The sequence below is a fragment of the Streptomyces sp. NPDC104226 genome, from assembly GCF_055584085.1.
Genome location: NZ_JBVJMS010000003.1, coordinates 91259 through 116941 on the forward strand (window position 1 = coordinate 91259; position 25683 = coordinate 116941).

27 protein-coding genes and 2 pseudogenes are annotated in these 25683 nt (G+C 64.3%); 28 read left to right on the top strand and 1 reads right to left on the bottom strand.

Annotated features, from left to right (window positions below; translation table 11 throughout):
* Nucleotides 1-26: 26 nt before the first annotated feature.
* Nucleotides 27-434, top strand: a complete 408-nt coding sequence (locus ACZ60J_RS10310; RefSeq protein ID WP_469680461.1) for an acyl-CoA thioesterase — start codon at nt 27-29, stop codon at nt 432-434.
* Nucleotides 435-518: 84 nt separating this feature from the next.
* Here the strand turns inward: ACZ60J_RS10310 and ACZ60J_RS10315 are convergent, their stop codons facing one another.
* Nucleotides 519-1001 carry a hypothetical protein gene (locus ACZ60J_RS10315; RefSeq protein ID WP_469680463.1) on the bottom strand — a complete coding sequence of 161 codons (483 nt, stop codon included), beginning with the start codon at nt 999-1001 and terminating at the stop codon, nt 519-521.
* Nucleotides 1002-1439: 438 nt separating this feature from the next.
* On the opposite strand from ACZ60J_RS10315, the gene ACZ60J_RS10320 reads away from it, so the two are divergent.
* The 27 genes and pseudogenes from ACZ60J_RS10320 to ACZ60J_RS10450 all read left to right on the top strand — a co-directional run bounded on the left by ACZ60J_RS10320 (nt 1440) and on the right by ACZ60J_RS10450 (nt 25508).
* Nucleotides 1440-1811 (top strand): HNH endonuclease, encoded by a 372-nt coding sequence (locus ACZ60J_RS10320; protein ID WP_469680464.1) that lies wholly within the window; start codon nt 1440-1442, stop codon nt 1809-1811.
* On the top strand, nt 1801-1986 hold the full coding sequence (locus ACZ60J_RS10325) for a hypothetical protein (RefSeq protein WP_469680465.1): 186 nt from the start codon (nt 1801-1803) through the stop codon (nt 1984-1986). The genes ACZ60J_RS10320 and ACZ60J_RS10325 overlap by 11 nt, the downstream gene beginning before the upstream one ends.
* Nucleotides 1986-2423, top strand: coding sequence for a phage terminase small subunit (locus ACZ60J_RS10330; RefSeq protein ID WP_469680466.1), 438 nt, complete (start codon nt 1986-1988; stop codon nt 2421-2423). The genes ACZ60J_RS10325 and ACZ60J_RS10330 overlap by 1 nt, the downstream gene beginning before the upstream one ends.
* Nucleotides 2424-2435: 12 nt before the next feature.
* Nucleotides 2436-3002 carry a hypothetical protein gene (locus ACZ60J_RS10335; RefSeq protein ID WP_469680467.1) on the top strand — a complete coding sequence of 189 codons (567 nt, stop codon included), beginning with the start codon at nt 2436-2438 and terminating at the stop codon, nt 3000-3002.
* Between the two features lie 37 nt (nt 3003-3039).
* On the top strand, nt 3040-4050 hold the full coding sequence (locus ACZ60J_RS10340; protein ID WP_469680468.1) for a hypothetical protein: 1011 nt from the start codon (nt 3040-3042) through the stop codon (nt 4048-4050).
* Between the two features lie 22 nt (nt 4051-4072).
* Complete coding sequence (locus ACZ60J_RS10345) at nt 4073-5572, top strand: phage portal protein (RefSeq protein ID WP_469680469.1); 1500 nt, start codon at nt 4073-4075, stop codon at nt 5570-5572.
* 64 nt (nt 5573-5636) lie between these two features.
* Complete coding sequence (locus ACZ60J_RS10350) at nt 5637-6197, top strand: hypothetical protein (RefSeq protein ID WP_469680470.1); 561 nt, start codon at nt 5637-5639, stop codon at nt 6195-6197.
* Between the two features lie 74 nt (nt 6198-6271).
* Complete coding sequence (locus ACZ60J_RS10355) at nt 6272-7378, top strand: phage major capsid protein (protein WP_469680472.1); 1107 nt, start codon at nt 6272-6274, stop codon at nt 7376-7378.
* A gap of 39 nt (nt 7379-7417) precedes the next feature.
* Nucleotides 7418-7759 (top strand): head-tail connector protein, encoded by a 342-nt coding sequence (locus ACZ60J_RS10360; RefSeq protein WP_469680473.1) that lies wholly within the window; start codon nt 7418-7420, stop codon nt 7757-7759.
* Complete coding sequence (locus ACZ60J_RS10365; protein ID WP_469680475.1) at nt 7756-8085, top strand: hypothetical protein; 330 nt, start codon at nt 7756-7758, stop codon at nt 8083-8085. Before ACZ60J_RS10360 ends, ACZ60J_RS10365 begins: the two co-directional genes overlap by 4 nt.
* Nucleotides 8085-8411 carry a hypothetical protein gene (locus ACZ60J_RS10370; protein WP_469680477.1) on the top strand — a complete coding sequence of 109 codons (327 nt, stop codon included), beginning with the start codon at nt 8085-8087 and terminating at the stop codon, nt 8409-8411. The genes ACZ60J_RS10365 and ACZ60J_RS10370 overlap by 1 nt, the downstream gene beginning before the upstream one ends.
* A complete protein-coding gene (locus ACZ60J_RS10375; protein WP_469680479.1) occupies nt 8408-8794 on the top strand; it encodes a hypothetical protein in 387 nt (128 codons plus the stop codon). Before ACZ60J_RS10370 ends, ACZ60J_RS10375 begins: the two co-directional genes overlap by 4 nt.
* A gap of 107 nt (nt 8795-8901) precedes the next feature.
* Nucleotides 8902-9807: a phage tail tube protein gene (locus tag ACZ60J_RS10380; RefSeq protein ID WP_469680481.1), complete on the top strand. Its 906-nt coding sequence runs from the start codon at nt 8902-8904 to the stop codon at nt 9805-9807.
* A gap of 72 nt (nt 9808-9879) precedes the next feature.
* A complete protein-coding gene (locus tag ACZ60J_RS10385) occupies nt 9880-10170 on the top strand; it encodes a hypothetical protein (RefSeq protein WP_469680483.1) in 291 nt (96 codons plus the stop codon).
* A 68-nt stretch (nt 10171-10238) separates the two neighbouring features.
* Entirely contained in the window at nt 10239-10568 is a 330-nt protein-coding gene (locus tag ACZ60J_RS10390; RefSeq protein ID WP_469680485.1) for a hypothetical protein, read from the top strand.
* Between the two features lie 1106 nt (nt 10569-11674).
* Nucleotides 11675-12244, top strand: a pseudogene (locus ACZ60J_RS10395) (tape measure protein); the annotation flags it as partial.
* 3783 nt (nt 12245-16027) lie between these two features.
* Nucleotides 16028-16261 (top strand): annotated as a pseudogene (locus ACZ60J_RS10400) (transglycosylase SLT domain-containing protein); the annotation flags it as partial.
* A gap of 365 nt (nt 16262-16626) precedes the next feature.
* Complete coding sequence (locus ACZ60J_RS10405) at nt 16627-17583, top strand: phage tail family protein (RefSeq protein WP_469680487.1); 957 nt, start codon at nt 16627-16629, stop codon at nt 17581-17583.
* A gap of 2 nt (nt 17584-17585) precedes the next feature.
* A complete protein-coding gene (locus ACZ60J_RS10410) occupies nt 17586-19142 on the top strand; it encodes a Gp37-like protein (protein ID WP_469680489.1) in 1557 nt (518 codons plus the stop codon).
* Nucleotides 19143-20213, top strand: coding sequence for a hypothetical protein (locus ACZ60J_RS10415; protein WP_469680491.1), 1071 nt, complete (start codon nt 19143-19145; stop codon nt 20211-20213).
* 48 nt (nt 20214-20261) lie between these two features.
* Nucleotides 20262-20993: a hypothetical protein gene (locus tag ACZ60J_RS10420; RefSeq protein WP_469680493.1), complete on the top strand. Its 732-nt coding sequence runs from the start codon at nt 20262-20264 to the stop codon at nt 20991-20993.
* 268 nt (nt 20994-21261) lie between these two features.
* Nucleotides 21262-21831: a hypothetical protein gene (locus ACZ60J_RS10425; protein WP_469680495.1), complete on the top strand. Its 570-nt coding sequence runs from the start codon at nt 21262-21264 to the stop codon at nt 21829-21831.
* 79 nt (nt 21832-21910) lie between these two features.
* The gene (locus ACZ60J_RS10430; RefSeq protein WP_469680497.1) at nt 21911-23008 is read left to right on the top strand and encodes a hypothetical protein; all 1098 of its coding nucleotides are present in this window, start codon (nt 21911-21913) and stop codon (nt 23006-23008) included.
* On the top strand, nt 23009-23578 hold the full coding sequence (locus ACZ60J_RS10435; protein WP_469680499.1) for a hypothetical protein: 570 nt from the start codon (nt 23009-23011) through the stop codon (nt 23576-23578).
* Nucleotides 23575-23856, top strand: coding sequence for a hypothetical protein (locus ACZ60J_RS10440; RefSeq protein ID WP_469680501.1), 282 nt, complete (start codon nt 23575-23577; stop codon nt 23854-23856). The genes ACZ60J_RS10435 and ACZ60J_RS10440 overlap by 4 nt, the downstream gene beginning before the upstream one ends.
* A gap of 79 nt (nt 23857-23935) precedes the next feature.
* Nucleotides 23936-25246, top strand: a complete 1311-nt coding sequence (locus tag ACZ60J_RS10445; protein ID WP_469680503.1) for a LysM peptidoglycan-binding domain-containing protein — start codon at nt 23936-23938, stop codon at nt 25244-25246.
* Entirely contained in the window at nt 25236-25508 is a 273-nt protein-coding gene (locus ACZ60J_RS10450) for a hypothetical protein (protein ID WP_469680505.1), read from the top strand. Before ACZ60J_RS10445 ends, ACZ60J_RS10450 begins: the two co-directional genes overlap by 11 nt.
* Nucleotides 25509-25683 lie beyond the last annotated feature (175 nt).

The following is a 25683-nucleotide window of genomic DNA, read 5'->3' on the forward strand; positions in this document are numbered from 1 at the left end:
ACCTTCACGACGAACGAGACTCCAAGATGAACGCCTTTACTTTCCAGTGTCAGGTTCGCTGGTCCGACATGGACGCGAACGGTCACGTGAACAACGCGGTGTATGCCCGGTACCTGGAAGAGGCCCGGATGCACATGTTCGCGGACCTGGTGCCCTCCGATCCTGACGAGCGCCTGGCGCGGAACTTCTTCGTCTCGGAGCAGTCGATGAAGTTCAAGAAGCCGCTGGTCCACCGTCCAAACCCGGTCATGGTCACTGCCCGCGTGACGGGCATCAAGGCGGTCAGCTTCTCGCTCGACTGCGAGATCCGTGACGCCGAGGACATCTACGTCACCGCCTCCACGCTCATGGTCGCCTTCGACTCGAAGGCAGGCCGGGTGCGCCGTATGTCCCAGGACGAACGCGCGTCCCTGGAGCGCTACGCGAGCGAATGAACTAACTGCGGCCCGGACAGGGCTGACACGGATCGGGCCCCTGGTGTGCACCAGGGGCCCGTTTCATTCAGTGCGGCGCCGGCCTCACTCGTCGGCGAGCGTGATCGCGTTCAGGTGCTCGCCCACGGGGAGCGGTCGGTCCTGCGGCCAGCGCAGAATCAGTGCACCGTCCTCGGGTGTCCGGGGTTCCAGGGTGAAGCCCTCGGCGGCGCGGTGGTAGGCGAGGATCAGGTTGTCGTTCCTGAGCCGCTTCTCGAACCTTGCCGCGGCGACGAGGTGGCTCTCCTTGAGCTGGTCGTCGCCAAGGGCCGCCCGTAGATACCCCTTGAGCTGCTTGGCCAAGTAGGTGTTGTGGTGCGAGCCCTTCTCCTTGGTCGTGAGCACATCCCAGGGGATCAGCTCGGTGATGACCGTCTTGGAGACCTGGCGCCGGTAGTACCCGCCAAGAGTCAGCGCCTTGTTCACGGCCTGCCCCGAGACGTCGTAGCGCCGCCCGATCTGCTCGTCGGCGAGGCCCTGCTGCGAGAGGCGGATCAACGTATTGAGGTCCGGCAGGCGCTTCTCCACGGGGCCGCTCCTTCCATGTGGCGTGCATCGAACGCGCTTACATGATCGACGGTAGCAAGGGATCGACACCCGAACCGCCCAAAGGTTGCATCACACTCCAACCTGAGAGCCATGTCACATCCCAACTCGAATCCCTGTTCGATCGACCCTTTGTGTCTCGTGTCACAATCCAACTGTCCGGCGTCCAGTCACAGCCCCTTGGACACCGACATAATTAGTGAGAAGAAGAGAAAAGAAGTAAGAATCTCCCTTAGGACTTCCTGACTCTTAAAGTCAGGAACACTATTCCCTTCCGTCCGATCTCCTGTTGAACATTTCCAGTAGAGATCCGGGAGGGCATCGGCCCCGGAGCCAGACCAGAATCCTCCGGGGCCACTCACCCGTATCCGCCCCCCGCCACATGCCCACGGGGTTCGACAACTTCACAGAGGAGGACCAATGCCCAGAGCCAAGCAAATCTGCCTTGTGAGCCGGTGCACCTCTGTGACCATTCGTTCCGGCCGGTGCGAGGACCACGCCCCGCCGGCCCGTCGAGGCTGGGACAGGCCTTCGGCTCGCAACCGAGCCCGCCCGGGTGACTGGTCCTCCCGCAGGGCCAAGGTCCTGACGCGGGACCGCTTCACCTGCCAGAAGTGCGGGACACGCGAAAACCTCCAGGTAGACCACCTCATCCCCGTTTCACGCGGCGGTAGTTGGGAGCTGGACAACCTCTGGACGCTCTGTGGCCGCTGCCACGCCCTCAAGACCTACCGCGAGGACCGAGGCCTGAGGCCGGTTAGTTCACGCATGGAGCCGCATAGTGACGACTGACCTCGACCTGGATGCCTGGGCCGACGAGCACCACCAGGAGCGCGGCGCCCGTCACTGGCCGCAGACCTCCAAGGCTGCGGCGAAGGCCCGGTGGCACAAGGACGCCCGCACCGAGCTCGAAGATCTGGGCGACCTGTACGGGGTCTCGCCCGACATGGTCAGAGGAGCTGTCTGATGCCTGCTCGACGCGGCCCTGCCCCGAGCCCCAACGCCGTCCGCCGGAACACGGATCACGCCCTGGGCGAGCGCAAGCTGTCCGGCCAGGCCAGTGCCGGCCGTGAGTTGCCCAAGGCCCTCGGGATCACCACCACCGGAGCCAAGAGGTTCTGGAAGACGTGGTCTTCGGCTCCTCAAACCGAGGAGTGGATGGAAACCGACTGGGCCGAACTGGAGATCGTCACGCGCCTTGTTGATGCCTTCTACCTCGGAGACATGAAGCTGGCCGGGGAGATCAGGCAGCGCGTAGGCAAGTGGGGTGCGACCACCGAGGACAGGGCCCGTCTCCGGATGTCCTTCGACAAACAGGCTCAGGTAGAAGCCACTTCGGCTCCCGAGTCTCCGAGCCCCACAGACATGGACGCCGAGCTCTACAAGCTCCTTTCCGAAGGTTAGAGGTGATGCCGGATGGCCCAGACGGGAAACCTCCCGGAAGGCGTTCCGGCTCCCCATGAATCCCTCGGCTACGGGATTATCCGTTGGGCCCAGACGTACATCGTCCAGCCTGACGGTGACACCGCTGGCGAAACCTGGAAGTTCACCCCCGAGCAGTTGAGGTTCGTACTCTGGTACTACGCAATCAATGCGGACGGCACCTGGAAGTACTCGGCCGGCACGCTGCGCCGCGCCAAAGGCTGGGGAAAGACACCACTGCTAGCGGCTCTGGCCATCGTGGAATTCATCGGTCCGGCCCGCTTCTCCCACTTCGATGAAAACGGAATGCCGGTCGGCAGGCGGGTTCCGCTGCCAATCGTCCAACTCGGCGCCACGGCGCTTGACCAGACACAGCAGACGCTCGACATGATCCGCGGAATGCTTTCCGAGTCCCCAGCCGAGAAGGAATACGGCCTGGAGATCAGCAAGAGCATGGTGCAGTTCAAGTCTGGGAAGCCGGGCTCGATCTCCCCGAAGGCGACCTCGGGTCGCACAAACGAGGGAAACCGGCCAACCTTTGTCGGGGCCCCAGTGGATTGAGTTCCGCTGGGGTCCCGGCGATGACTGATTCATTGTTATGGACGAGGTACACCACTGGGTGTCCTCGAACGGTGGACCTGACTTCTATCAGGTTCTCAAGCGCAATGTCGAAAAAACGACCAAGGCCGGCTCTCGCTGGGTGACGACGACCAACGCCTTCAATCCCAACGAGGATTCGGTCGCGCAGATCATCTTCGAGTCCGACATGGTGACGCAGGCCTTCTGGCTCTATGACTGCCTGGAAGGCTCGATCGACGTTGAAGACATCCGAGACGAGGAGAAGGTCCGGGCCGCGCTCGTCGAGGCATACGGCGACGCTCATTGGGCGGACATCCACGGTCTGACCAAGACCATTCTGTTCGACCGCACTACACCGGATTCGACCTACTGTCGCTTCTTCTTCAATCAGATCGCCGAAAGCTCCGACGGCTGGATGTCCAAGGCCGAATGGGATTCCTGCGAAGCCGTGGACGACATCAAGGCCGGTGAGCAGATCGCAATCGGATTCGATGGAAGTGTCCGCGGCGACGGAACAGCTTTGGTCGGCATTAGATTGCGTGACGCCAAGCTGTTCGTCCTCGGCAAATGGATGCGGCCCGAGCACGCCAAGGACGACTGGGAAGTCGATGTTCTTTCCGTCGAGGCAGCCGTCAAGAGAGCCTTCGACACCTACCGGGTTGAGTGGATGTACGCCGACCCGCCTTGGTGGCAGGAGAACATCGGCCGCTGGGCCGTCGAATGGGGAGACGACTACGTCTTCGAATTCTGGACCAACAAACCGACCCGGATGGTTCAGGCCGTTGAACGGTTCCGTACCGCCGTCATGGTCGGCGACCTCTCTCACGTTGGTGAACCCGAGATGACCCGCCATGTACTCAATGCGGTTGTTCGGGAAGTTCCACAGGGTGACCTGATCGTAAAGGACTCACCTCGATCCAAACGCAAAATCGATATCGCGGTGGCCGCCGTACTTGCACTTGAAGCACGCGCGGACGCGATTGCTGATGGACGTCTCCAAATCAAAAGGAGGCGAGTAGTCGGTTTCTGAGCCCCGCTCGAAAGGGGCTCAGATGGTAGCTGCTCTGGACAAGGCGACAGGCCTGGAAGGCGTCCTGTCGCCGCCATCAACGCCGCAGATGTGGATGGACTACCTGTCCTCCAAGCTCGCGTCCCGTTCGGGTCGCTACAAGCGTTACGGCGAGTATTACGACGGCAAGCATCAGAAGATGCTCTTCTCTCAGTCCAAGTTCCGGACTGAGTTCGCCCACGTCTTTGATCGCTGGAACGACAACTTCTGCGGCCTGATCATCGACAGCGTCAACGAGCGCATGTTCATCGACGGCTTCCGCCTATCGAAGGAACCAGGGGAAGACGACCTCGCACGCGAGATCTGGCAGCGGAACCGGATGGACTCCGAGTCCAACTCCGCCCACCTCGACGCGATGATCCAGGGGGCCGCCTACGCGGTCGTCTGGGGCGACTCCGACGGCAAGGCCGTGATCTCCGTCGAGTCCGCCGAGCACGTCGTCGTCCAGTACAAGCCCGGCTCGCGTCACGAGATCGAGGCCGCGGCCAAGTTCTACGTCGATGACTGGGGCCGCCAGTTCTGCACGCTGTGGCTCACCGAGGCCGTCTACGTCGGCAACTGGAAGATCGGCGGCTACACCATCGACGGGCCGGCCCAGCCGAACCCCCTCGGCGTGGTGCCCGTCGTACCCATCCAGAATCGCACCCGCCTTGTCGGCGAGCCGATGTCCGACCTGGCGACGGTCATCCCGATCCAGGATGCGATCAACAAGACCGTATCCGATTCCCTCGTCGCCTCCGAGTATGCGGCCTGGCCGCAGAGGTACGTGACCGGCCTGGAAATCCAGGAGGACGAGCACGGCAATCCGATCGAACCGTTCAAGGTCGCCGTAGACAAACTGCTCCAGGCCGAGGACCCCGCTGCCTCGTTCGGGCAATTCGAAGCCGCGAATTTGAGCAACTACGTGGATCTCGTGGACATGCTGACCATGCACATGGCCAGCATCGCGAGGGTCCCGTTCCATTACATGCTCAAGGGCGGACAGCCACCGAGCGGCGACGCGATCACTTCGTCGGAGGCCGGCTTGGTTTCGAAGACACGGGAACGGATGCTCCACTTCGGAGAATCCTGGGAGCGGGTCATGAGACTCGCCATCGCGGTAGAGAACAGTGGCGAACTCCGCGAGGAGCACGAAGCGGCCGAGGTTATCTGGCGCGATCCGGAGAACAGAACCGAAGCCCAGCACATCGACGCCTTGCTCAAACTTCAGCAGCTCAATGTTCCCAAGCAGCAGCTATGGCAGGACGCGGGTTACACACCCTCTCAGATTGCACGCTTCGACCAGCTGCTTGAAGAGGAAGCCAAGACCGAAATGGAACGGGCCGACAAGTATCAGACTGCTGCACAGAAGCAAGAGCTCGCCATCGCGCAGCAAGGTGCGGACGCCAGGTCCGCGGCCTCTTCCGCCAAAGCGAAGGCTGACGCCATGAAACCACCGCAGGGCAATTCCGGGAACGCGAACCGGCAGCGGTTCGAGAAGTAGCAGAAACGTTTTCCCGATGGCTTCCGAAATGGCAGCCGCCCCTTGATCCGAAATGGATGATCAAATGAGCGACGACCAGAACACCGCAGACAGCGCCCAGCCGGCAGGGGCGAGTGACGGCACCGACGTCACCGCCCTCCAGGCCGAGGTCGACAAGTGGAAGGCCCTCTCCCGCAAGAACGAGGACCGCTTCAAGCAGGCCTCGGGGGAGCTTGAGGGGTACCGCCAGTCGCAGATGTCCGACTCCGAGAAGGCCATCGAGGCCGCCCGGCAGGAGGCCCGACAGGCGGCACTGTCCGAGGTGGGCGCGAAGCTGATCGGCGCCGAGCTCCGCGCCGCCTCCGCTGCGGCAGGGGTGGCTCTTCCCGGCGCCGAGTTCCTGAACCTGGACTCCTTCCTCACCGAAGACGGCCACCCCGATTCCGCTCGCATCGAGGCGTTCGTGTCGTCCCTTCCCAAGCCGAGTTCTGCCCCGCCCTATGCGCAGAATCTCGGCCTCGGTCGTCAGGGGAGCCCGGCCGCCGGCCAGCTCACTCGTGAAGACCTTTCCCGCATGTCTCCGAGGGAGATCAACGAGGCCCGCAAGGCGGGCAAGTGTGACGCCCTCATGCGAGGCGAAATCTAGAGCGTGACCCCTTTTTTTGCACCCCAAGTTGGAGTGTGACATTCGGGTCGTTGCTTGCTCACTAAGGAATTGCTATGGCTGGTAACGACTTCACCACTCAGACCGCATCGGGCCTCCTGACCGGAGGCCCGGCAGGGCAGGACCCCACTCTCAAGGGGCACGGCGTCTTCGTCCCTGAGCTGTGGACTGCGCAGCTCCTCCAGGACCTTGAGGACAATCTCATCCTCGGTTCCGCGGAGATCACCAACCGGAACTACGAGGGTGAGTTCCGGCGCGAGGGCGACCGGATTCGCATCCCGCACTTCATCGACACCGTGGAAGACAAGGGCCTGATCAAGGCGTACGGCGAGATCGGCGACAAGGACCATGCGGCCCTTGAGTACATCCCGATGACCGTAGCCAAGGGCTCCAGCTTCCACATCGAGATCGACGCCCTCCACCAGCTCCAGACGAAGAGCGGCATCGACCTCATGTCGGAGCTGGTCCGCCAGCGAGGCCGCCAGGCTGCCGTCTCGATCGACAGGATGCTGGCCCAGACCCTCACCGCGGCCGTCGTCGGCAAGGACCTCAACGGCACCGAGACGATGCCGGCCGACCTCAACACCCTGCCCGCGCTCCACGGCAAGATCGACACCGTGACGCCGAACGCCCTCGACTCCGAGGTCATCGGCGTCTACGACTACGTGGTCGCCATGCTGGAGAACCTGGACCTCAAGAACGCCCCGGACTCCCGCTACCTGTTCATCTCCCCGCGCCTGCGGTCGCTGCTTCTGCGCGACCCCAAGTTCATCGACGCGTCGCACTTCGGCAGCTCGGTCATGCCGTCCGGTGTCATCGGCACCATCCTCGGCATCCCGATCCGCGTGTCCAACACGCTGGGTACGGCCCGAGCTGAGGCCGGCAAGCTGGTCAAGGGCCGTCGCCATGACGATTTCAAGAACATCGACATGTTCATGGGTGCGACCTCCGCGACCTCCCTGGTGATCCCGTTCGCGCAGATGGAGGCGTACAAGCCGGAGAAGTCCTTCACGGACGCGATCAAGTCGCGCGTGATCTACGACGCCAAGGTCATCCGGCCCGAGCAGCTGCTTGTCGCCACGGGTGTCGAGAAGGCGATCCAGGACCACAACAAGGTGGCCGTGGAGAAGAACCGCACCGTCGCCGTTCAGGCCGCGAAGTAGCAGACCCCCTTTTTTGTGCCCGAAGTTGGGATGTGACACATGAGTATCACCGTGGACGACATCTCTGTCCGCCTGGGGCGCACGATCGGGGACGACGAGAAGGCGAGGGTGGAGGCGTTCATCGAGGACGCCTCCGCCCTCGTCCGGGACTACTGCGGCAGCGGGTATGCGGAGACCCCCGGCATCAAGGCCGTCGTTTGCGCCGAGGTGATCCGGTGGCTCGCCGTGGCTCCCGGCATCGTGAGCGAGCGCGTTGGAGACATCCAGGTCGAGTTCGGCTCGACTGCGACCACCCAGTCCCTCTCGCCTGCGGCCCGGTCCTCCCTCAAGCGCTACCGGAAGAAGCTCGGCACGATCTCGCTGATCCGGGAGGTCGAGTGAAGAGCCTCTTCCGAGACGAGGTCCGCGTCCTCCGTGCCGGGCTCACAGAATCCGCCTACGGCAAGAAGCGGGACTGGACCAGGGTGGTGGTCGTCTTCGAGGGCCTGGGCCACATTCAGCCGGATCGGTCCTTTGAGGTGCGCTCCCCGGAACGGGAGACGGCACAGGAGCGGGTCCGGGTGTACCTGCCCTTCGGGGCCGACGTGGACTCCGCGGACCGGCTCCAGTCCGGCCATCAGCAGTACGAGGTGGACGGCGTTCCAACGCCTTGGGGGCACGGGTCGCTGAGACACCTGCGTGTCCGGGCCTGGCGGGTGGAGCACTAATGCCGGCCCGCGTCCGCCTGGTCCTGTACGAGGACGCCCTCCAGCGGCTTTCGTCCTCCGCCGAGACGGCGAAGATGCTCGCTCAGAAGGCATCGGCCATCGCGGCGACAGCCCGCGGTGCGGCCCCCAAGAACCGCAGGGGTTCGTGGAACATGTACGCCCGCTCCCTCTCCGTCACGGCGTACGAGGTCGAGGGGACAGTTCATTCAGCGGTGCAGGCAGACAGGCACGCACTCCTCATCGAGTACGGCTGGCGAGACAAGGGCGGCCGTCGCCACCCCGGCCACCACACCCTGAAAGACGCCCTGATGAAGGAGCGTGAATGATGCGCCTCGACCCCGTCTCGGTGGTGTTCCGCTTCCTCAAGGGCGTGAATGAACTAACTGACTTCGTTACCGGTGACCTTGTCGGACGCGAGCCGGGCGACACCACGATCTACCTGGAGCACGCCGGGGGATTTCGGGCTGTCCGGGACCGCATGGACCGGGCCGACATCACGTACCAGGTGTACGCGAAGGACAGAGCCGAAGCCGCTGCGGTCGCGTTTCAGGTACGCGAGTACCTGCTCGAAGGCCTGCCGGCCCGCGTCGTGGGTAACGCCCTGGTCCTCGATGTGAACGAGGCGATCAGCCCCCGGTACTTCCCTGACTCGACCTCCCGTGAGCACACGTACCAGGGGGAAGTAAGCCTCTTCCTGATCGAGGCGTAGGGCTCCACGGCCTCTCTTTTTTGCCCCGAGGTTGGAATGTGACACCCCGTTCCGTCTTCTGGCCCCTGCCGCAGGGGCCTTTTTCATGCCTACTCACAGGAGGCCCCATGGCTGACAATTACGGTAACGCCAAGAAGATCCGCTTCGCACCGTCGGGCGAAATCTACGTCGCACCGGCCGACGAGGTCGCGAACCTGCTCCCCCGGGACACCGTCCCCTTCACCGCCGACGGCGACTACCGGGCCCTGGGATATGTGGATGAGGGCGGCGTGACCATCACCCCGTCCATCGAGACCGACCCTGTCAACGTGTGGCAGAGCGCGGTACCCGTGCTCTACAACGTCAAGAGTGCATCCTTCCAGGTCAAGGCCACCCTGATGGAGACGACCCAGCTCACGACCGAGCTCTTCTTCGGAGCCAAGTGGGTGCCGGCCACCGACAAGGAAGGCAAGGTCATTCCGGGCACGTACCGGCTTGACCTCAAGTCCACGCCGGAGCTCCAGGAAATCGCACTCGTCGTGGACTGGTCGCAGTCCGTTGACGGCAAGCCGGTCCGGTACCGCTGCGTCATCGGTCGGGCCATGATCTCCGACCGTGGCGCGATCCAGCTCCAGCGCGCCGAGTCCGGCAAGTTCGAGCTCACGATTGAGGCCCTCGACCGCTCCGGAAACCTCGGCTACGTCCTCACCGACGACCAGGTCATCGACGGCCCCGTCGAGGTGGAGACCAAGGTGACGCTCCAGCCCGGCACCGTCGAGCAGGGTGGCCACTTCACCGTGGCCGGCCAGGGCTTCCCGAAGGGTGAGGCGGTGAGCCTGTCCTTCTCCTCCGAGTCCGCCAAGTACACCTACGCGACCAAGGCCGTCGAGGAGAACGGTTCGTTTGCGATCCCGGTGACGGTCGCAGCGGACACTCCGGCATCCCAGTACACCGTCAAGGCCAGCGCAGGAACCGTCCTCAACGTCGAGGCCACGGAGAAGCTGACCGTCAACGTCAAGCCGTCCGGCGCCTAACGGACGCTCCCCGTGGCGGGGAGGGACAAATCCCCGCCTCCTCTCGACAACCCCTGAATCAATGGAGTTCCCATGACGACTGCCGCCAAGACCACCACTGCCGCGAAGTCCGCCGAGGCCAAGGGCAAGGAGACTGCCTTCGAGTTCAAGGGCGAGACGTTCGTGATCCCCGCCCCGCTTGATCTCCCGGACGAGGTTCTGGACGTGATCGAGGAGGGGGCCGGCGAGCGTGCCATCACCCGCGCCATCGTCGGCCAGGAGCAGTGGGCGACGTACCGGTCCCTGCGCTGCACCATCGGCGAGTTCAACGAATTCCTGGAGAAGGTGACCGACGCCGCGGGCTTCGGTGAGCCGGGAAACTGATCCAGACCGCCCGCATCCTCCACGAGTACAGCGATCCACTCGAAGCCGACCTCCTGTCGCACTTCGGTGTGGATCTGCTTGACCTCTGGTGCGGGCGGCTCTCCCTTCGACGGGTCCACGTACTGATTCAGGCGCTCTTCAAGAAGCCTGGTGAATCACTGCTTCTGATCGAGATCGACGAAGCAACATCCTGGACCGAAAGCAACCACCTTCTCGCCCGGATTTCCGATGGCCTGGAACTGTCGAACTACTTGTTCATCAAGGCCAACTCCGAGGACAACGACCTCGAACCCCCGGAACCATTGCCCCGCCCTGGTCGGGTTGCACAGCCGAAGCCCCGCGAGTTCGCCTCGGGCGATGAGGTGGCCTCGTTCTTCAACACCTTCGGCAACCCCTAGGAGGCTGCATGGCTACGCGCGGAAGGGCACCGGTCAAGGTAGGCGCCGGATACATCGAGATCTACCCGGAGCTTTCCAGGACTGCGATGGGTCGGCTTCGCAGCGACCTCACCACGCAGCTTACCGCGATGGGAAAGACCGGTGCGGCAGCTTTCTCCAAGGGTCTGAGCGGCGGATTCCAGGGCATCGCCACAGCCGCCTCCAAGGCCGCCAAGCAGGCCGGCAAGGCGACGGAGAAGGAAGCGGTCGACACCTCCAACAAGCTGCGCCAGGTCGAACGGAGCCTGACACGCTTCCACGGCGAGGAGGCCGGCAAGCAGTTCCGTACCTACCGGAACCTTGCGAAGCAGCGGGAGCAGCTTGAGGAAGGCACGTCCAAGGCCACCCGGAAGGCGATCTCCGACACGGTCCGGGCGAACCGTCAGGCCGTCCAGGAGGCGATCCGCGACGAACGGCAGAAGGCCCAGGAGAAGGCCCGCGCCGACAGGGAAGCCCGAGCCGAGACCGCACGTCGCGTCCAAGCCGAGCGCAAGGAAGAGCGGGCCCTCGCCGTCGAAGTCGCACAGATCCGCCGCGAGCAGACCGCCGAACTCCGGGCCCAGGCCCAGGAGCGTACCCGTCTCCATCGGGAAGCCATGGTGGAGACTCGGCGCCGCGTTCAGGCCGAGAGGACCGAGGAACGCGAGCTGGCTCGCGAGGTCGCACAGGTCAAGCGTGAGGTCGCTGCTGCGGCACGGCAGGCCGCGGCCGAGCAGAAGGCCGCCGAACGCGAGCTGGCCGCAGCCGTGCGTCAGCGCCTGGCCGAAGAGCGCGCCGCGAATCAGGCCCGCGTCGGATTCCTGCGTGACGAGCTGCGCGGCCTCCAGCTGGCCCGTACCGCGTACGCGGACACGATCACCAGCAACCGACGTCAGATCGCTACCTGGGACCGCGAGCACCGATCCTCCACCCGGTCGGCCGGCGAGCAGTGGAAGTCCCTCTCCCAGACCACCGAGACCTACGGCCAAAACCTTGAACAGGTCGGCCGCAGCATCACCCAGAACCTTGTCGCGCCCCTGGCCATCGCGGCCGGATACGTCACCAAGATCGGTACGACTTCGGCGGACATGCAGTTCTACTCCTCGGAAGGCCTGAACCGGGCCGGCTTCAATCAGAAGGAGGTCGCCAAGGGACTCCAGTCCATCCAGGACTTCGCGGTGCACACTCCGTTCAGCCTGGAGGACATGACCGACAAGTTCTCGCAGGTTGCGCGCAACTTCGAGAGCTACGGAAACTCGACCTCCGAGTCCCTGAAGAAGTCCGGACTGCTCATCAAGGGAATCGCGGACTACGCGGCCTCCTTCGGCGTGACCAGCCCGGAGAAGGTCAAGGGCGGCATGATGGCCGCCGACATGATGATGGACCAGGGCAAGCTGTCCACGCGGTACCTTCGCCAGTTTGTTCGCGGCACTGGCATTCCGATGAATGAAATCGGCAAGATCGCCGGTTACAAGGGCGGCCCCGACTTCCTCAAGGACGTTCAGGACCCCAAGGGCGGAGTGGACTCCAAGGAGTTCTTCGACCGCTTCATTGCCCGGTATCAGACAGCACCGGGAGTCAAGGGGTCCGCGGAGGCCCTTGGTACCGGCTCCATCGGCGGACACTTCACGTCCGTCAAGGAGCAGATGCAGCTGACTCTCGGCAAGCTCTTCGGTGGCTTCGACGAGGAGACCGGCAAGTTCGAGTGGACTGAACTCGGCAAGAACACACACAAACTCGCGGACCGCCTCCAAGACCTCGTTGAGGACCCGGACTTCCAGAAGCTCGCGGGGGGCCTGTCCGGGAATCTGATCAAGGCGCTCAACCTGCTGCTGGGTGGAGTCGAGAAGACGGAGCAGTTCCTCAACGACCATCCGTGGCTGAAGGACCTCGTCGCCAAGGGGGTCCAGCTCGTAGCAGTGCTGGGTCCTCTGGCCATTGCGATCGGCCTGGCCACCAAGATCATCGGCAAGGTCGGTAAGTCCTTCCTGCCGCTCGTGAAGGTCGGAGGCGGACTCGCCAAGGGAGTCCGCGGCGGCTTCCGCACCACGAACCAGTTCCTTTCCGGTGTCGCTGCCGGTAAGGGCAACTTCCGTGAGGCATACCAGGCTCGCCGGGCCGACTACCACGACGGCGACGACCGCTCTCTGGCCCGCCGGGGCATGGACCGGATGCAGGGACAGGACAGTCGCTCCTCCCGCCTGACGGTCGAAACCGGCGACGCCGAGCGTGCCCTTCGCGAGGTGGACCAGAAGATCCAGCAGATCCAGAGCAGGATCTACAACCTCAACCGGGAACGGCTGAACGCACTCGCCAACGAACTGGGCGGCGAGGCCGGTACCAGCGTCAAGGGCGGCGCCCAGGGCGCGGACCGTGAGATCGACCAGGCCCGCCTTTCCGTGCGGGAGCTGAATCAGGCTCCGCTCGCCGAGCTTGGTCAGCGGCTGCTCGCCATCAAGGAGAAGGCCGAGACTGCGCAGTCGGGCATCAAGCAGGTCCGCCAGGCCGTGAACGATCTCAACGACGGCAAACTCGGGATGATCAGGCAGCAGTTCGAGTTCCTGAAGGACAAGGCCGACACCGCACGGCGCTACGTCGCCCAGGTCACCGCAAAGGTGCAGGACCTCAACGCGCGATCCCTCCAAAGCCTTCGAGGGAAGTTCTCCTCGAACCTCACGCCTGCGATCAACGGCTCGCACTCGGCGGCCAAGGATCTCAACGAGAAGGTCAAGGACATCAACGGCCGGGGCCTGGGTCAGGTCACCTCCCGGGTCCGGACCCTCCGTGACGCCCTCGACCAGGCCGAAAGCAAGGCCGGGGGCCTCGGCGGCAAGCTCGGGGAGGTCAACACCCTCACCGGCTTCGGTGGCGGGGGCAACGGCAAGAGCAAGGGCACCAAGCACGCCCTCGGCGGCATCGTCCCCGGCTATGCGCCGGGCGTGGACAACTACCACGCGATCCTCTCCCCCGGCGAAGCCGTGCTCAGGCCGGAGGTCGCCAACGCTCTCGGCTCCGACAGGATCAACTCCTGGAATGCAGCTGCCACGCGTGGCCGGATCTCCCGGCACGCGAAGGGCAAGGCCGGCGCCGGGTCTTCGAAGTCCGGAACGTGGCCGCTCAGCGTCCTCGAAGAGCTCTACGACATCGTGAACGTGGGGCCCGGAATCGGAGCCTTCACCGGCGGTATCGGCATGGCCGGGGCCGGTCAGGGCATCGGCGGCCCGACGGGCGCAAACGTGCGCCGTTGGGGTGCCCAGGCAGGCGGCGACGGCGCCGGACGCCTGGTGAACGACCGGTTCTTCAAGATGAAGGACTTCATCCTGGAGCGGGTTCCGTCGTTCCTGACGAAGGCGCCGACCGGAATCGGAAACCTCATCGGAATCGCAGCAGGCGGCATCGCGCCGACTGCGGGACAGCTCTTCTGGGATGACGTCTGGAAGGGCGAGGGAAACATCCTCCAGCGAGGAGCCCGTTTCACGACCGACCTGGTGAAATCCCTTCCTCAGATCCTCAAGGATCTGGTCTCGAATGTGTGGGACTCCGGAAAGGAAATTCTCGGCGCACTGACGGACGCGATTACCGATCCCGTGGGCTTCTTCGAGGGCGCCCTGTCCTCCGTCAAGTCGATGTTCCAGGGCATGGTCGATCAAGTCCGCGAAATGGTAAGCCTGCTCCAGGAAATCTGGTCGAACCCCTCCGAATATGCGGAAGAAGTCTTCGACAACTTCATCGTGCGCGTCAAGGAACTGATGCCGAACACGACCGGGCTCTTCAAGTTCGCGGACGGTGGAGTGGTCCCCGGATACTCGCCGGGCAACGACCGCGTCCACGCGATGCTCTCTCCCGGCGAGGCCGTCCTCCGCCCGGAGGCCGCCCGATTCCTCGGTCACGCCGCCATCCAGCGACTCAACGCTGGAGCCAAGGCCGGCACGCTTTCCGGCGGATCGAAGTTGGAACGTGACACCACGATCGTTCCTGACGCCGAGGCGTACGAAGAGGCCGTGGCCAAGATCGTCGCATCGCTCGAAGCGCTGACGAAGGCCGTGACTGCACACCGCGCGGCGTCGGTCGCCGACTGGGACCAGGTGGCGGACAAGGTCCGTACAGCCATGGACGGCACCGTCATCCCGGCGCAGACCAGGTGGGCACAACACCTGTCCGGGCCGCTGGCCCAGACACAGCGCGCCTTCCAGGCCGCCAACCAGGGTGTCTGGTCGGACGTGCAGAGCAGGGTCTCCTCGTCGGTCTCCGACGTTTCCGGGTCCCTCACTCGGCTCCGCGGCGACCTGGACACCACGAAGCGGTTCTTCGAGGCCTCCGGCACGCAGATCAGGACCGCGTGGAGCCAGGCCATGTCCTACGTGGACTCGTCCACCAGGAGCACGGTCTCCGGCCCCTACAACCGGGGCGCCGTACCGATGCTGTCCTCGATGGCGAAGCTCGCCGGAACCGGGGCCCCTCTAGCACCGGTGCAGTTCTCTACCGGTGGCATCGTCCCCGGCTACCAGCCGGGCGTCGATACGGTCCCGGCCATCCTCTCGAAGGGTGAGGGCATCCTTCGCCCGGAGGTCGTCCGGTCCCTGGGTGCGGACACCATCCTCCGTTGGAACGAGCAGGCCAGGCGGGGCGGCCACGTCTACGCCAAGGGCGGGATCGTCGGTCCCGCCTCGTTCGCCGGTCCGACCGGCGCGGACTGGGTGAACAAGCACAAGGACGACGACTTCGACGGCTACACCAGCGCTTTCAAGGCCGGTTGGACGTCGGTCATCAGGCCCATGCTCGACACCGTCACCCGCACTTTCGGTGCTGCCGGAGACATCTCCTCGAAGGGCTTCGGCAAGAGCCAGCCGTGGGCGGAGAAGTGGACCAAGTGGGTTGACGACCACACCTCCGGAGGCGGGGGTGCTGCGGTGAAGGTCGCCCTGGACGAGTACCGCGCCGAAGCCCCGATGGTCGGCGGCTCCAAGTACAACCTCGGCAACGGGGAGGCGTGGTGCGCCGACTTCATCTCGTACGTGGTGGACAAGGCCGGAGCCAACGCCGCGTACGGGAACAGCCCCAAGGGAGCACCGCAGAATCGCTGGCCGGCCGTAGCGACCTGGAACGCGGCCATGCGTCACGTTCCCGTCTCACAGTCGCAGCCGGGCGACCTGATGACCTACCAGGGCAACGGACACATCAACATCCGGACCGGTCCGGACGAGACGGTTGGCGGCAACGAGTCCAACCAGCTCAAGCGGTCCCGCGGCTACTGGCGCAACGCCACGGCGGCTCTCCGACCGACCGGAGGGATGACCGCTTCCGACGGCCCGGTCCTTAACGCCTGGCCCGGATCCATCCCGAAGTTCACGGGCACCCTGGGTGGCGGCGTGGACTCGGCGATCGGCCAGTACATCGCCCAGGCAATGGGACTGACCAAGGTCAGCGGTCAGAGTTGGGCTGACGGCCTCGCGACGATCATCCGCCGAGAGTCCGGCGGCAACGCCCGAGCCGTGAACAACTGGGATTCGAACGCGAAGGCCGGCACCCCTTCCAAGGGCCTGGCCCAGCTCATCGACCCGACCTTCCGTGCCTACCACCAGGCAGGTACGTCGTGGGACATCTTCGATCCCGTCGCGAACATCTCTGCCGCGATCAACTACATCAAGGCACGGTACGGCGACATCTCGCGCGTCCAGCAGGCCGATCCGACCAAGCCCCCCAAGGGCTACTGGACCGGAACGAGGTACGCCTCCCCTGGTCTCGCCCTCGTCGGTGAGCGAGGCCCCGAGCTGGTCAATTTCCGCGGAGGAGAGCGGGTCTTCAACAACGGGGACACCCGGGACCTTCTCGGAAATCGGTACGAGATCCACATCCACGAAGCAAAGGCCGAGGACACCACTCAGGCCGTAATTCGCGGACTTCAGTACGTGGAAACCATGTACGGAATGTAACGGCATCAAAAGCCCCGGCCAGCCGGCCGGGGATTTTGTTTGCCCACAACCGAGCGAGGTGTGCAATGCCAATTCCGGGATACCGGCAACCCAAGTGGGAAGAGAACGTGCCCGTCAGCGGGAAGCCGCCTTCCCCGGATGCATGGGGGCACACGAACGTCACGCTCACCGGAGGCAACGGCAGGGGCGAGACCATCCCCCTCACCGACTTCTCCGGCCGGGCCTGGCCGGCCATCTTCCTCCAGGACGGCGCACAGGGCCTGGACATGCCCCCCATGGAGGTCTTCTCCGACACCAGCCCCAACCTCGACGGTGGCTCCTTCCGATCCACCCGCGCCGGGGCTCGGGAGATCATGCTCCCCCTGTACCTGTACGGCGTCGACCGTAGAACCCTGCTGCGCCTCAAGCGGAGCCTTACGCGGGCCCTGAACCCGAAGAACGGGTACTGCGTCCTTCGCTTCACCGAAGGCGACGGCACCTCCCGCTCCATCACCGCCTACTACAAGGGCGGCCTGGAAGGCAAGGAGGGCCCTGACGACGCCGGGTTCACCTGGTGCCGGTACGGCGTCCAGCTCACCGCCTTCGACCCGTGGTTCTACGGGACCAGCGAGCTCATGGCCGAGTGGAAGACCGGCGCCGCGAAGGTCTTCCTCAAGGGGGCCGCCAAGCCGTTCCTGCCGCTGGAGGTCAGCCGCGGCACCATCACATCCTCCGGTGTCCCGGTAAGCAACCCCGGGGATGTCGAGTGCTGGCCGATATGGGAACTGACAGGCCCCATCCGATCCTTCACCATCTCCAACGCGGCGGGAAAGAAGTTTGGCATCACCAAGGGCGACGGAACGAAGGACATCATCGCCGGAGGCGAAACCCTGACGATAGACACCCGTCCCGGATACAAGACCATACGCAGCAGTACCGGCAAGAACTTCTGGCCCGACTTGGATAAGAACCCTGCCCTGTTTCCGATTCCGTCAGGTGAGTCCAAGGTCAGCGTCAAGATGAACCCGGGGGCCTCCAGCGCGGCACTTCGCCTGCGGATGCTCCCCCGATACGAGAGCTACTGACGATGGGTTACCGAATTGAGGTCCGTGATCGGAACCTGGCCCGAATAGGCGAACTGGATACCTGGATGAAGCTGGACCTCGTCCTGCGCTTCAACCGTGCCGGCTCCTGGCAGCTCCTCGTCCGCGACGGAACCCCCCAAGCCAAGCTCCTGGAGAAGGGCGGAGGGATCGCCGTGTGGATGGATGAAAACCCCCAGGCACCCATCTTCACCGGACGGATCGAGACGTTCCAGAAATACTGGACAACCCAACAGCACACAGGCGTCGGCTCCGTCTACGTGGGCGGCAAGTGCGACAACGCCATCCCCTACGGGTACCTGGCCCTCCCCGGGACGACCGGCGAGGGCGACACCCGCACCGTCCTGCCGATCGATCAGCAGTGGAAGGGCGAGGACCGCAGGACGTACGGATTCGAGGCGGGACAGGCCCTCTGGGTCGAGTACGACTTCGCGTTCGGCAACCGCGGCCTGCCGGGGCGTCGCATTCCCGGGGTGCAGATGGGCCCGAAACCCGTGACGGCCGGCACCCCGCCGAAGGTCGGCAAGAAGATCGGCGGGACGCTCCGGTACGACTCCATCGGCACCCTGGCAGAGACCTGGACCAAGGAAGGCGAGATCGGCTACCGGTTCCTCTGGAACCCGGACACCAGGAAGATTGAACTAACTGTCTTCGAACCCGCCGACAAGTCGAGGGACGTCCGGTTCAGCCCCGACCTCGGCAACCTCCGGGAGTACATTGCCACCTTGACAGCCCCCAGGGTCACCCGAGTGATCGCGGCCTGCCAGGGCGAGGGCAAGGAGCGCTTCATCAAGCAGTTCCCGGAGAGGGACGCCAAGGACGAGGCCGGCAAGCCGATCTGGGTTGGCGAGATCACCCAGGACGAAGACGAGTGGGGCTGCGTCATCGAGCAGTTCCTCGACCGTCGTGACGTACCGCTGAAGACGGGAAAGGACGGCAACCCCGAGCTGGTCACCAAGACCGACAGTGACGGCTTCGAGGACATCGGCCAGAACCCGGAAGGCCGGGACTGGACTCCCGAGTTGACCACGCGGAAGACCGCGCTCGCAGCAGCCGACAAGGCCGTGGAGGCCGCCGAGAAGGCACTCAGGGACGCCAAGACAGAGGCCGAGAAGACCGCGGCTGCCTCACAGATGCTCGCCGCCAATACCAACCAGGCGATGGCGCGGCAGAACCTCAAGGCGGCGACCACACAGGCGAAGCCCGTCGTCGTCAAGCACTTCCTGGACTCTCTCAAGACTGCCGCCGACGGCATCTTCAAGGAGAACCAGAAGAACGGAAATTTCCAGGTCTATCCCGTGGAAACCCCGCAGTGCCGGTTCGGCCGGGACTACTACCTCGGAGACAAAGTAACCGTCGACATCGACGGCGACACCTATGTGGACGTGGTTCGCGAAGTCAACATCACCGTTGAGGAAGGCGGGCGGGTTTCTACCGTGACACCGAAGATCGGCGAACAAGGCACCGGCGAACCACTCAATCTCTACAAGCACGTTAGTGAGCTTCGCGAGAAGCTGCGCAAGCTGGAAGCGAGGCTATAAATGGCGGAGTCGAGTTACCCGTTCGAGAAGGACACCCCGGATGGCGGCCGTACGGCGGTCACCCAGAACGACTGGCAGAGCATGGCCTCAATGTGGTCGGGCGACCGCATCAACTCGCTCCTGACCTCCAGCAACATGGTCCCGGAAGCCATGCCGTTCTACGCACGCGTAAGCGACGTGAACACCCTCACCGTGCAGCCGGGCGAGGCCTTCGTCGGGGGCTTCTACTACAAGCTCGACGCCCCTTCCGCCGTCCGGATCGACAGCAACCTGTCCAAGGACAAGTCCCGCGTCGATCTGCTCGTTCTCCGAGCAGACCTCGCGAAGGGTTCCGTCAACCTCGTGATACGACGCGGCGCCGAATCAACGAGCCCCAAGATTCCGCGGCCGGCCCGCCAGCCGGGAGGCGAGTGGGAGCTTCCGCTGTACGTCGTGCGTGTACCCAAGGGCGGCGGCGGCAGTCCCGTGGCTGAGCCGGTGCACCCGTACGTAGCCGCAGCCGACGCGGCCTCCGTGGCCCCCGCCCAGTCCGTTGCCTACCACCAGCCGCAGGGCACGTTCATCCGCTGCCTCGACCCGAAGGGCCAGTACGAGGCCTTCAACGGCTCCGACGGCTACACCGTGACCCGGGACCTGGGTGCCACCAAGAGCTACACTCCCAAGATTCTCAACACCCGCGTTGCGACGGACAACAAGCTGCAAGCACGCGGACGTTGGCGCTGGATCGCGCCAAATACCGTCTGGTACGCGATCGATATCGCGAACAACACAGAGACCGACTTCTGGAACAACTCGAAGGACGACTGCATCTCCTTCACCCTCCCGATGCCGTTCCACGGAGAAACGGGCCAGGTCCTCTCCGGACAGATGACGAATGGCGGATATGACGCCAACATGCCCAACTTTGTTGACCTCCGGGGATACACATGGGGCGGCAACCGGACGAATGTGGCCCGAATCCTGTACCAGAACCCGAAGTACCTGCATGAAGGCCTGGACTACCTCCGTGTGTTTCCCCGGAAGTCCTACATCCTCTTCTCCGGCGTCTACGAGGCGCAGGGGCTCAAGTAGTCAGGAGATCCCATGGCACGAAACTTCTTCGGCGGCACATCAGCGGACGTGGCAGAGGACGAGGCCGGCACCCGGCTGCCGAATCTCCCCGGCCGGGTCTACCTGACCGCGACGGACCCTGACCCCGCCCGGGACATCCTCGGCCCCAACGACGAGCCCCTGGACGGTCTCCTCTCGGACGAGCGCGGCATGATCCCGCCGTTCCAGGGACCGGACGGGGCGGAGCAGGTGTGGGTGGACTTCGGCAAGGGCCGGGTCATGCTCACCGCCAACAACGTAGGCGTGCGACTGCGGACACACCTGATGCCGAACGGCGACCCTCACGGCGACCGCGCCTACGCCCGCGAGCTTCTGGAACAGGCCGTACTCAAGACGCAGCGGAACGACCTCCGGACGATCCCGAGCGAACCACTGCTCAACGTTGACGTCCCGGCTGGCACCAACGATGTCCTGCGCATGAGCCGTGACGGGAAGGTCGGGACCAACATCAAATCCAGCGGGGCCCTGTACCTCGATCCGTTCACCGACAACACGGCCCTGGTCATCAACAGCGCCAACGTCACCGACGGAAAGCCGCTGATCACGCTGAACGGAACGACCTCTTCCGTGTATCGGGTGATGCGGAACGGCGACATCCGCACCGCCGGTGCCCTCATTTCCACCTCGCCGGTACAAGCCCCCAACGTCGGCGACGCCCGCGTCTTCTCCGGGCCGGCCGACCCAGCCACGCAGGGTGTCACGCTAAAGCCCGGCGACATTTGGGTGTCCTATGGCATCTAGTTACAACCGGATGATGCGGTGGACAGGAACAGAATGGCGTGAGGCCACAAAGAAGGTCTGGGACGGAACCAAGTGGTCGGACAAGCCTTCCGTCCGAGTCTGGGACGGGGCGGCATGGATGTTCAAATACCCGACCCCGGTTCAGTATCCCTCTTTCCAGGGAGCCAATGGGGCTCCGCGCGAGGATTCTGAATACCGGACGTACAAGATTCCGACAGGAGTCCGCCTCGGCGATTTCGTTGTGTCCATCTGCGTAGCATGGAACGACATGCCGCAACTCCTCAACCCGACCCTTTCCATGCCGCAGATGAAGCAGCTCGCCACGGGCTCATGGGTAGCCTGCGTCGTCTTCCGGTACGACGGGGAATGGGGGCTGCGCGACGGCGATTCAGTTCGCTGGCGCATCCCCAGCGGCGGAGACTCCACGGTGGCCAACTACGTGTACCGCAACGCCGACACGATGAACCTCCCCCTGACTCCGCTCCAGACAATCCGCGAGCATCGCAACGTGTACGAAGTGCCGATGAACTCCCCACTCGGCAATACTTCACTGTTCACCGTCGTCTCCGAATCCAAAAATCTCTCCACTGTTCAGTTCCCCGAAGGCCTTATCTCCAGGCACTCGATGAGCGGCAAGTTCGGGGAGAGTCAGATACGCCTGCACGCGGCGGACACACCTGGCTCAGGAGGCAGTATCGGCGTCGCAAAATTCGACACGACAGTTCCGGCTGCGGCAGTGATCACGATCAGAATTCCCGGGGCCGACGACGGCCGACCGACGTGGATTCTCGGTGACTCCACGGCATCCGTTCTCGGTAAGACCACCTATCTCCAGTAAGGGGGGCACTATGCCCAAGCCAACATTGGCGCGGTGGCAGTCCCGCGAAATTCCCAGTCCGGCCCTTATCAAGCAGAGGGTGACCACGCCTCAGAAGTACTACGCTAAAATGCCGTACTTCTCGGCACGAGGAGTTAAGGTCGGCACTGCGTTCCCGGGGGGTGTTCCCCCGAATCAATCTCTCAACGCCGGGCAGCGGCGGGATGTCACGTGGGAACCGTCCCGCCAGCACAAGAACGGCTTTTCCACGCCGGACAATATTCGCTTTACGATTCCCGAGGACGGGATCTACCACGTCACGTTCAATGCAACGGTCTGGGGAAACGCCGTCAGGAGTGTCGGCGAGAACGTAAACGCCTACCTCACCGCCGAGGGCGCGAGCGGTGCCGGCGTCTCCGGCACGATCGGGCACACGACGTTCCAGCACCAGCAGGCGTCGGCTCACACGACCGTACGCGTCAGCGTCACAGAGTTCTTCACCACCGGTACGTCGATCCGGGCGCAGGTCTACCTCGACTCAGGAGCCACGGGTTGGTGGGGGATCGTGGCGGCCGAGTTCGACGCCGACTTCAACGCCTTCATGCTCAGCCCCAGCAGCGACGGCTGGTCGCAGCCGGCAGTCGAACCGGCAACCCTGACGCCCTGGAAGGACAGTGGAGTCGTCACCACGGCCTCCATGAACGCAGCGACCTTCGACGTCTTCGCCCACCTGGAGAACCGGCCGAGGTTCACCGCCCGCGGAACCTCCTTCAACGTGGCCTCCGGGCAGGAGAAAGTTGCCCTGGCCTGGTCTGGGATGTACGCCAACGACCCCGGCTTCGAGCTGCGCAGGCTGGCAGACGGCTACGCGGACCGGACGGCGATCTCCGTCCCCTATACGGGGCTGTACCTCGTCCACTTCTTCTGCTCGACCAAGCACAGCGACGGAACGGACTCAGCGTCTTACGGGTTTCAGTTCAAGATCCACGGCACCAGTGGAGACGCGCGGATCCTCGCCCAGAACAGCACCACCCGCATCAACCAGGACTGTTCGGTCGCCGTTGACGACCTTCTGTACCTCACCGCAGGCGAGGCCCTGAACGTCCGCTTCTACGGCTGGGGCTCCGGCACCCGCTGGGTCAGCGGTGACGGCGACGGCCGTATCAGCACCTTGGGAGCTGTCTACTTGGGGGCCTGAATGCTCACTTATCCGACCTGGTCTTCGCGGCAGCTCGTGTCCGCCGCAGACCTCAATGCACACGTTCACGAAAACGCCAAGCTCCTTGCCAGCCCAAGCGCGTTCCGCGTCAAGGGGCTTGACAGCCTGGCCAGCTTCTCCAGTCGCACGCAGGTGAAGTGGGACCTGGTGGACTTCCAGCGGCAGGGCTGGACCAACAGCGGTATGACGAAGTTCCGATGCCCGTCCTCGGGGACGTACTTCGTCGCCGCGAACCTCACCTTTCGGCCCCCTGCCGACATGGACGGCAAGAAGGCCGTGATGCTCGATGCCGTGGTGAGCCTTCAGGCGCCGGACGACGACAGCGTGAACGACGTCCTCAAGTCCCTGACAACGACGAAGATCATCGGCTCCTACATCAGCGTGAACGTCTCTGGCCTGATCCACATCCCGGAGGGTTTCAACATCTCTGTGCGAGTGGCCGGCTGGGGCGGCGAATGGACCAAGGCCACATCAGAGAACAAGAGCTGGTCCATGAACTCGCTCTCCGCAGTGCAGATCGCGGCGGACGCTAAGGAGCTTTCCGGATGAATACCACGACGCTGATCCTCAACACGTTTGGCCTGTGCGGCATCCTCGCCACCATCGTCGGCGGATTCGTCGTCGTTCGCGCGACGAAGGAAGCCAAAACCGCCGAGGTATGGAAGGCCGAGGCGGAAGCACAGAAGGCACGCGGTGACCGTCTGGAGCTCGACCTCACCGAGATCAAGGAACGCCTCCAGCGGATTGAGCAGGAGAACGCCCGGCTCATCCAGATCCTCACCGCCATCGACCCGGAGCGTCTGATCGTACTACGTCGCACTGAATGAACTAACTGATCACAGAGGTTAGTTCACGCACGGCCGCCCGCATCGGGTGGCCTTTTTTCATGCCCGAAAGGGGGCACATATGAGTCAGGTATCCCAGGTTCTATCCATCGCCAAGGGCGAGGTCGGCTACCGCGCCGAGCGCGGCGCCGGTGAACGGCCCTCCGGCCACCAGAAGTACTCCCCGCAGGTGCCGGGGCTGGAGTGGTCGAACTACCAGCCCTGGTGCGCCACATGGGTCTCGTGGGTTGCCATGAAGGCGGGCGTCGCCACGCTCTTCCCGCGCACCGCAAGCGTGTGGACGGCGATGCAGTGGTTCAAGCAGCGCTCCCGCTGGAGCGAGTACCCCGCCATCGGGGCTCAGGTCATCTACGGCACCTCGGGCAGCACCCACACCGGCATCTGCTACGCCTACGACCAGACGTACATCTACACCTACGAGGGCAACACATCCCTCTCGAACGATGCGAACGGCAACGGCGTCATGGCCCGCAAGCGGACCCGCCGTGACTCCTACGTCCACGGCTACGGTCTCCCGCAGTACACCGACGGCATCGTCACCGCAGACCCGTCGAAGAAGGGCAAGGTCGGCTTCACCTACGCCGCATCGGCATCGGCGCCGGCCTCCGGCGGAAACGGCTCCACGGGCACGTCGGGCGGTAAGTACAAGGTGAAGAAGGGGCAGACCCTCGGTGCCATCGCAGCCCTGTTCGGCGTGACCCTTGCAGCCCTCCTGGCCGCGAATCCCGACATCAAGGACCCGAACCTCGTCCACCCGGACCAGGAGATCAACGTCCCGGTCAAGCCGACCGCGCCTACGCCGCCGCGGAAGCCCACGCCGCCCGTACCGGAGAAGCCGAAGCCCCCGGCACCCCCGGCAGCCGGGAGCACGTACACGGTGGCGAAGGGCGACTCGCTCTCCTCGATCGCGAACCGCTTCGGGCTGAGCGTGTCTCAGCTTCTGAGCTGGAACGCGGGCCTGGCAGCCAACCCCCACCTGATCTACCCCGGCCAGCAGGTGAAGGTACGGGCCGGAAAGCACGCGGCTGTGCCTGCCGTGGTGAAGGAGTCGAAGCGTGAGCAGTCCCGTCCCCCTCAGCCTGTTGCGCCTGCGGTTCGGAAGCCCTCACAGGATGACCGTCTGGCACGGATCGAGAAGGAGCTGCGAGAGGTCAAGGACCGGCTCGACGAGGTCTCCGGGAAGCTCGACAAGCTGACGCAGAAGCCGGAGTCGAAGCCGACCGGCAAGCCGAAGCCCGACTCAGGCGAGAAGCCCGAGCGTCCCAAGCCGGACGTTCCGAAGCCTGTCCACCCCGAGGTCACCAAGCCTACGCACGTCCCCGTTGTCCCCCAGCTCGTCATCCCGTCTCCGGAGGTTACCCATGTTCCGTAAGCACGCCGTCCGCCTGCTCGGCGCCTTGGCCGCCCTGACCCCCTGGCTGGTGCTCCAGTTCCCGGATGTCCCTTGGGAGGCCCTGATCCCGGCGTCCCTTGCTCTGCTGGGTGGTGCAGAGGTGGCGCAGCGGGTCGAGGACCGGAAGACCGAGACCGCCCTCTTCGAGCCGTCCCCTGCCGAGACGGCTTCCGCCGCGCACCTCCGACTCGCCCTTTACGAGGCAGGTCTCACCAACTCGCCGGACGGGGCGAAGGTGTAGGGGTGCGAGCCTTGACCCTCGAATGAACTAACTAACTGTGGCACAAACGTTGATACAAAGTGGATAACAAAAAAGGCCGGGGCCCCCACTGGGGGCCCCGGCCTTTTTTGCGTTGCTAGGAATTCAGTCCGCTTCGACCCACAAACCTGCGGACCACTTCCGGGCGAGGGCGCTG

Coding starts and splice junctions, on each gene's coding strand:
- ACZ60J_RS10310 (WP_469680461.1), top strand. CDS start 27: ATGAACGCCTTTACTTTCCAGTGTCAGGTTCGCTGGTCCGACATGGAC.
- ACZ60J_RS10320 (WP_469680464.1), top strand. CDS start 1,440: ATGCCCAGAGCCAAGCAAATCTGCCTTGTGAGCCGGTGCACCTCTGTG.
- ACZ60J_RS10330 (WP_469680466.1), top strand. CDS start 1,986: ATGCCTGCTCGACGCGGCCCTGCCCCGAGCCCCAACGCCGTCCGCCGG.
- ACZ60J_RS10335 (WP_469680467.1), top strand. CDS start 2,436: ATGGCCCAGACGGGAAACCTCCCGGAAGGCGTTCCGGCTCCCCATGAA.
- ACZ60J_RS10340 (WP_469680468.1), top strand. CDS start 3,040: ATGGACGAGGTACACCACTGGGTGTCCTCGAACGGTGGACCTGACTTC.
- ACZ60J_RS10345 (WP_469680469.1), top strand. CDS start 4,073: ATGGTAGCTGCTCTGGACAAGGCGACAGGCCTGGAAGGCGTCCTGTCG.
- ACZ60J_RS10350 (WP_469680470.1), top strand. CDS start 5,637: ATGAGCGACGACCAGAACACCGCAGACAGCGCCCAGCCGGCAGGGGCG.
- ACZ60J_RS10355 (WP_469680472.1), top strand. CDS start 6,272: ATGGCTGGTAACGACTTCACCACTCAGACCGCATCGGGCCTCCTGACC.
- ACZ60J_RS10360 (WP_469680473.1), top strand. CDS start 7,418: ATGAGTATCACCGTGGACGACATCTCTGTCCGCCTGGGGCGCACGATC.
- ACZ60J_RS10370 (WP_469680477.1), top strand. CDS start 8,085: ATGCCGGCCCGCGTCCGCCTGGTCCTGTACGAGGACGCCCTCCAGCGG.
- ACZ60J_RS10375 (WP_469680479.1), top strand. CDS start 8,408: ATGATGCGCCTCGACCCCGTCTCGGTGGTGTTCCGCTTCCTCAAGGGC.
- ACZ60J_RS10380 (WP_469680481.1), top strand. CDS start 8,902: ATGGCTGACAATTACGGTAACGCCAAGAAGATCCGCTTCGCACCGTCG.
- ACZ60J_RS10385 (WP_469680483.1), top strand. CDS start 9,880: ATGACGACTGCCGCCAAGACCACCACTGCCGCGAAGTCCGCCGAGGCC.
- ACZ60J_RS10410 (WP_469680489.1), top strand. CDS start 17,586: ATGGGTTACCGAATTGAGGTCCGTGATCGGAACCTGGCCCGAATAGGC.
- ACZ60J_RS10415 (WP_469680491.1), top strand. CDS start 19,143: ATGGCGGAGTCGAGTTACCCGTTCGAGAAGGACACCCCGGATGGCGGC.
- ACZ60J_RS10425 (WP_469680495.1), top strand. CDS start 21,262: ATGCCGCAACTCCTCAACCCGACCCTTTCCATGCCGCAGATGAAGCAG.
- ACZ60J_RS10435 (WP_469680499.1), top strand. CDS start 23,009: ATGCTCACTTATCCGACCTGGTCTTCGCGGCAGCTCGTGTCCGCCGCA.
- ACZ60J_RS10440 (WP_469680501.1), top strand. CDS start 23,575: ATGAATACCACGACGCTGATCCTCAACACGTTTGGCCTGTGCGGCATC.
- ACZ60J_RS10445 (WP_469680503.1), top strand. CDS start 23,936: ATGAGTCAGGTATCCCAGGTTCTATCCATCGCCAAGGGCGAGGTCGGC.
- ACZ60J_RS10450 (WP_469680505.1), top strand. CDS start 25,236: ATGTTCCGTAAGCACGCCGTCCGCCTGCTCGGCGCCTTGGCCGCCCTG.